Annotated in this window: 6 protein-coding genes; 3 read left to right on the forward strand and 3 right to left on the reverse strand. The window is 51.3% G+C overall.

Features of this window, described 5'->3' with window-relative positions:
• Window positions 1–168 precede the first annotated feature (168 nt).
• From ABEW73_RS33435 to ABEW73_RS33445, 3 genes are all read right to left on the reverse strand, one after another.
• On the reverse strand, window positions 169–531 hold the full coding sequence (locus ABEW73_RS33435; RefSeq protein WP_430173269.1) for a VOC family protein: 363 nt from the start codon (window positions 529–531) through the stop codon (window positions 169–171).
• 31 nt (window positions 532–562) lie between these two features.
• Window positions 563–1024, reverse strand: coding sequence for an SRPBCC family protein (locus ABEW73_RS33440; RefSeq protein WP_430173267.1), 462 nt, complete (start codon window positions 1022–1024; stop codon window positions 563–565).
• 88 nt (window positions 1025–1112) lie between these two features.
• On the reverse strand, window positions 1113–1895 hold the full coding sequence (locus ABEW73_RS33445) for a helix-turn-helix transcriptional regulator (protein WP_430173314.1): 783 nt from the start codon (window positions 1893–1895) through the stop codon (window positions 1113–1115).
• A gap of 187 nt (window positions 1896–2082) precedes the next feature.
• Between ABEW73_RS33445 and recQ the strand changes: the two genes are divergently transcribed.
• From recQ to ABEW73_RS33460, 3 genes are all read left to right on the forward strand, one after another.
• Window positions 2083–3963: a DNA helicase RecQ gene (gene recQ, locus ABEW73_RS33450; protein WP_430173265.1), complete on the forward strand. Its 1881-nt coding sequence runs from the start codon at window positions 2083–2085 to the stop codon at window positions 3961–3963.
• 104 nt (window positions 3964–4067) lie between these two features.
• Window positions 4068–5840, forward strand: coding sequence for a B12-binding domain-containing radical SAM protein (locus ABEW73_RS33455; RefSeq protein WP_430173263.1), 1773 nt, complete (start codon window positions 4068–4070; stop codon window positions 5838–5840).
• 227 nt (window positions 5841–6067) lie between these two features.
• Window positions 6068–6244, forward strand: coding sequence for a hypothetical protein (locus tag ABEW73_RS33460; protein WP_430173261.1), 177 nt, complete (start codon window positions 6068–6070; stop codon window positions 6242–6244).
• Window positions 6245–6380: the final 136 nt, after the last annotated feature.

Genomic DNA, 6380 nt, shown 5'->3' on the forward strand with positions numbered 1-6380 from the left:
AATGGTAGAGACAAAACTTGGCGGCTCAAAAACATCAAAAAGGCCAACCAGAGTCTCGGCTGACCTTATCATACGAGAAGGACACCTGCTGCATGCAGCGTATCCTTCGGGCATTTATATGGACTTCACTCGTATTACCGATAACAATGATCCTTCCAAATGACACGATTATTCCGTAAATTCTAGCAGCTCGATCACATTGCCAAAAGGGTCACGGATCGCGCTGTATAGACCGGGAGGGCACGGCAGCGGGGTATCAAAGATGACCTCCACGCCCTGCGATTTGAAGTTCGCGATCGCTGCGCTTACATCCGCCGTCTCGAGTCCGATAATAACCTGGGCTTCATGCGGGTAATCGGTTTTCGTAGGTCGGTCGCATTTTTGCAGAATAAGGGACATGCCCTCATGTTTCAAACTGGTGATCTGATCATCATATACCTTGGAAATTTCGAATCCCAGAATGTCACAATAAAATCGCGTGGCTTGATCCATATCGCTGACATTGATTGATAGAACACAAAGATTCGGCATAGTTCATATACTCCTCTATTTATGGCTTGTCTTACTGGCAGCATAGAATGCCTTCACCGGATTCAATGCTGGATTTTAAGTTGGTCAGCATGCCTTTCCATGCATCCACATGCCATTCCCGGGCTTGCAGCGACGCCTCGGTATCCTTCCAGCCCGTATGCTCCAAGGTGATTCTTGTACCGCCGTCCTGTTCAGGCCAAAAAGACACCTTGACCACGGTCAACTCCCCCTGATTCATCGTTTCCGCGAAGGGATCAGGCCCTTTCCACTCAAACACGAGGGTATGAGGCTCATCATACTGCAAAATGGTACAGCCTGCGGTGCACATCGATTCACGATTGGCGGGGTTAAAATAAAGCTCGAACTTTCCGCCCGCCTTCGGCTCAATTTCCGCAGCCAGCGCAAACCACTCGCTTATCCTCGCAGACTCCGTCCATGCTCGCCAGAGGAGCTGCACATCGGCCTGAATCACGGTTTCTTGAATAATGGTCATGTTGATTCCTCCATCATATAGCGCTCATTCTTTCGGATAACTCTTCTTGCAGCTCCATTATAAATGGATATGCGAATCAAAAATTCTTCTACCTTGCGCTGTTATTCCGGTCCTTCTCAAACAAGAGCAGAGGCAGATTCACAACAATCGGCGGGTCATAGGGAAGAGGCTCGCGCAGGGTAATCTTCACGGCGAGATCGGTTCCTTCGTCGATATGGACAGGATCCTCCAGCTTGCCACGCAAGGATTTGCTCAGCAGAAAATAATCCCGCGGATTGAGGCTCCAGGGGATGCCCGCGGCCAGCACATAATACGTGCCGTTCGGAATGCCGGTTAAGATACAGGTTCGCTTCTTATGGACAGCCGTACCGGATACGGGCTTCTGATCAGGCACGGGTCTTGGAAACAGACCGACGTAAATCATGCCGCGAAACTTCTCGGGAGCTTCGATCCGGCAATGAATCCGGGGCAGAGCATGCCTTTCTTCCTCTGTCCAGGTTAATGGCTTGTGCTCATATTGATTCACGTAACGATGCAGGGACTCCGTGGTGGTGCGGAACTTTTTCGGAGACAGACCGACAAACTGCTTAAAGCGGGTATTGAAGGTGCCGGGACTTGCCAAACCGATGCTCATTCCGATTTTCACAAGCAGGGAAGGACTTTGAAGGAGCTCGATTTTGCCGGATTCAACCCGAAGCGCGGATAGGTATTGCCGGAGCGATATGCCGGTTACTCGTTTGAATACTCTGGAGAAATGGAAGGGACTATATCCCGCTAGACCAGCGAGCTGCTCGGTAGTCATGGGCTCGTCCAGATGCTTCTTCATATATTGAATCGTTTGATTTACGGCTTCGGTATGTGCGTCATTCATTAGGATCACCAACTTCATTTTTTGGACTCTAAATAATAGCAAGCCTTTTTCCACATTTATGAAGTTCTCCTCATTGAATGCAATTTCCTTCCCCGATTCGGTTGCCCATTCATGGAAAGGCCGTTAAACTTAAAGGATGAGGGCTTTTCGAAACGGAAAACCAAGGTGAAATAAGGAGTTTTTATCCATGAATGTGGAAACAAATGATAGAGAATCGATGAATATGGATACAGCACGGGATTATCTGCAGAAATATTACGGCTATCCTGATTTTCGGGAGGGCCAGAAAAAAATCGTCGCCAGTCTTCTAGCGGGCCAGGATACGCTCGGGATTATGCCGACGGGCGGAGGTAAATCCATCTGTTATCAGATCCCGGCGCTCCTATGTCCGGGTCTGACGTTGGTTGTATCGCCTTTGATCTCCTTAATGAAGGATCAGGTGGATGCACTTACGACAGCGGGGGTGGCCGCTGCCTATATCAACAGCACGCTCAGCGGCAAGGAAGTGAACGAGCGCATACGCGCGGCCAAGCGCGGTGACTTGAAGCTGTTATATGTCGCGCCGGAACGGCTTGAACTGGATTGGTTCCGGGAGGAGATGGCGGGTCTCGATATTTCGATTGTGGCTGTGGATGAGGCTCACTGTGTATCCCAGTGGGGGCATGATTTCCGGACGAGCTATCTTTCGGTGGCTCCTTTTGTTAAAGGGCTCCCGAACCGTCCGATTGTAGCGGCCTTTACGGCCACAGCCACGCCTGAAGTTATGGAGGACATGCAGCGCCTGCTTCGACTGGAACAGCCGCAGGTGTTCGTGACGGGCCTTGGACGCGACAATCTGGAGATGTCGGTGCTTCGCGGTGAGAACAAGCGGGAGTTCGTGCTGGACTATGCGGCCTCGCATACCCACCAGCCGGGCATCATCTATGCGGCTACTCGCAAAGAGGTGGATGATTTATGCCAACGCCTTCAAGCTAAGGGGCTTCTTGCGGGTCGATACCATGCCGGTATGAGTGATGCGGAGCGAGCGGAGAGCCAAGAGGCCTTCCTGTATGACGATATTCGCGTTATTGTTGCAACGAACGCATTTGGCATGGGGATCGACAAATCCAACGTCCGGTATGTCATCCATTACAATATGCCGAAAAATATGGAATCTTACGTGCAGGAAGCGGGTCGTGCCGGGCGAGATGGGGAGCCCAGCCAGTGCATACTGCTGTTCAGCGCCCAGGATATTATGACGCAGAAGTTTCTGATCGAACAGAATCCCCAGGAGGGAGAGCGCAAGCAGAACGACTACCGGAAGCTGCAGCAGATGATTGATTACTGCTACACCACAAGGTGCCTGCGCAGCGCGATGCTGGATTATTTCGGGGAAGAGCACGAAGATAAGTCCTGCGGTACGTGCAGCTCTTGCACGGACGATCGGGAGCTTGTCGATATCACGGTGGATGCGCAGAAAATCTTCTCCTGCATCCACCGGATGCGCGAACGCTTCGGCGTGTCCATGGTCGCTTCCGTGCTGAAGGGCTCACGGGCCAAAAAAGTGCTGGAGTACGGCTTTGACCGCCTTCCAACCTATGGCGTGATGTCGAATCGGACCGAGAAGGAGATATCCGAGACGATCAATGTGCTCATTTCGGAAGGGTTCCTGGCGTTGACGGAAGGCCAATACCCTGTCGTGAAACTGCAAAGCGAGGCGGCCGACGTGTTAAAAGGTCAGCGCGAGGTGATGCAGCGTGTTCCGCGTCCTTCCAAAGCCGCAGGCAGCCAGCGCAGCGGCAGTCGCCGCGATTATTCTCCTTCAGCCGTCAACGAGACGGTATTTGAGCAGCTGCGCTTGATTCGGCGTGAGCTGGCAAGCAAAGAGCATGTGCCGTCCTACATCATTTTTAATGATGCAACTTTGCGTGAGATGAGTGTGGTTTGCCCGCAGAGCGAGGATGAGATGCTGAATGTTAAGGGGGTCGGCGAAGTGAAATTCCGTAAATACGGCCGTCCGTTCCTTGAATTCTTCCTAAATGGTCAAGGCACATCGAGTGACGGTGACGACCTGTATGACTATGAATGATAAGCCGGCATAGCAGGCAGAAGCCATTTTGCCGCTTGATTGCTTAAGATAAACCGTCCGGTAACAAAAACTTATATTATTTTAGAAGGAAAGTGGACCCTACCATGAAAGTCATACTATCAACCTTGAATGCCAAGTACATTCATACCTCCTTGGCCATTCGCTGCCTGAAGGCATACAGCGAGAAGGATTTCGATATCGAATTGACGGAGTACACGATTAAGGACCCCGTGATGAATATCGTCTCCGACCTGTTCCAGCGCAAGCCGGATGTGATCGGATTCTCCTGTTATATATGGAATATTGAAGAAACGATTAAAGTGATCGATATCGTGAAGAAGATTATGCCGGAGGTCACGATCATACTGGGTGGACCTGAAGTATCCTACGATACGGAGTATTGGATGAAACGGCTGCACAATGTCGACTTTATCGTTATGGGTGAAGGCGAGGAGACCTTCCACCATTTGCTGCAAACGATGGAAGGGGACCGGAAGTATCATTTCGTTTATGGCGTGGCTTACCGCAAACAGGACGAAGTCATTGTAAATCCCGGAAGACCGAAGAGCATTCTAGCGGAGCTGCCTTCCCCGCATCGTTTCCCGGAGGATATTTCGCATCTCGGGAAGCGGGTCGTCTATTTTGAGACCAGCCGGGGCTGTCCCTTCAGCTGCCAGTTCTGCCTATCGAGCATTGAGGTGGGAGTTCGCTACTACGATATTGAACGGACCAAGGCGGATATCCTCTACCTGATCGAGAACGGAGCGAAATTGATCAAGTTCGTAGACCGCACCTTTAATATTAAGCGCGATTACGCGCTTGAAATGTTTGAGTTTCTGATTGAAAATCATGGCGGCTGCGTGTTCCAGTTTGAGATTACGGCGGATATCATGCGTCCCGAGGTGCTGGATTATTTGGCGAAAAATGCGCCTCCCGGCATTTTTCGGTTTGAAATCGGGGTGCAGTCGACCAATGATCCGACAAACGAGCTGGTGAAGCGTCGCCAGAATTTCACCAAGCTGTCACGCACGGTGACCATGATCAAGGACAGCCGCAAGATCGATCAGCATTTGGATTTGATCGCAGGACTTCCGGAAGAGGATTACGATACGTTCCGCAAAACGTTTAATGACGTGTTTGCGCTTGGGCCGGAGGAACTGCAGTTAGGCTTCCTGAAGATGCTGCGGGGAACCGGGCTGCGGATCGATGCGGACAAGTATAACTACACCTACATGGATCATGCTCCGTATGAGATCCTTGGCAGCGACGTGCTTCCGTTCTCGGATATCGTCCGGTTGAAGAGACTGGAGGATGTGTTGGAGAAGTATTGGAATGCACACCGTATGGACCACACCCTCAATTATCTGATGAAGCATGAGTTTACGTCGCCGTTTGATTTCTTCCAAGAATTTGGCGACTACTGGGAAGGACAGGGCTGGCAAAAAATCGGCCATCAGCTCGAGGATCTGTTTACGCGATTAACGGCTTTCCTTGAAGATCGGAAGACCCCGCATATGGACGTTGTCTCCGGTCTCATGAAGTTTGATTATTTCCTGGGCCATAAATATAAACCGCGGAAAATATGGTGGGATCATACTCAGGATAAAGCGCAGTGGACCGCCAATGTTCGCAAAATTGTAGAGGAACCTGCGGCCCTATCCGGCGGTTTTGCCGATCTGGGGATTACGGAGCGCGATCTGCAGAAACATGCGATGATCGAGGTGCTGCCATTTAACCTCAGCGATGCCATCCAGGGTGGCACCGGATTCCCTGACAACGCGGACCATGCAACGATGCTGCTGGTATTGTACCAGCAGAACGAAACAGGGCAGCCGCAGTACTATACGATGCCTGTGGAGTTAGCGAACCAGGCATAGTAGGGAAGCGACGGACAACCCCTTACTGGGACTTGATGCGAGCGTCTTGGCCATTGTTTTGGCAAATTACCTTTCTTCTAGGGATTAGGGGTTGGTAGGGACGGATAGGATGAGACTGTGATCATGCCCCCCTCGTTATCGTAACGGACGGTATCCTGGGCGTCCTGGAATAAAACACCCTTGGTATCGGTATTCTAATCGCATCAACCGATGAGGAGGGGAAGTTTATGAACGGGAAACAGAAGGGGCAAGAACACGATACGCACGACGAGCCCACCGTCGCACCGGGTATGGAAACCAATGACGATCTGCGTGAAGAGGCTACAGAGGATGAAGTGGCGGATGGCGAGTACACCGAGGTCACGCAGCTGATCATCGACCGCACGCCGAACGAGGAAGAGTAAGGGATTGGGCATTCCCATAAGTAGTTTATCTTACTTGACGGAGCTCGCCAGGTTAATTGGGGGCACCAGCGATTGGAAAGGATGCTTCGTACGCGCAGCGTCATAAAAAACAGACAAAGGGGGCGTCCCAGGTCAA

This window comes from Paenibacillus lautus (assembly GCF_050482385.1).
GTDB classification, from domain to species: Bacteria; Bacillota; Bacilli; order Paenibacillales; family Paenibacillaceae; genus Paenibacillus_AQ; species Paenibacillus_AQ lautus_B.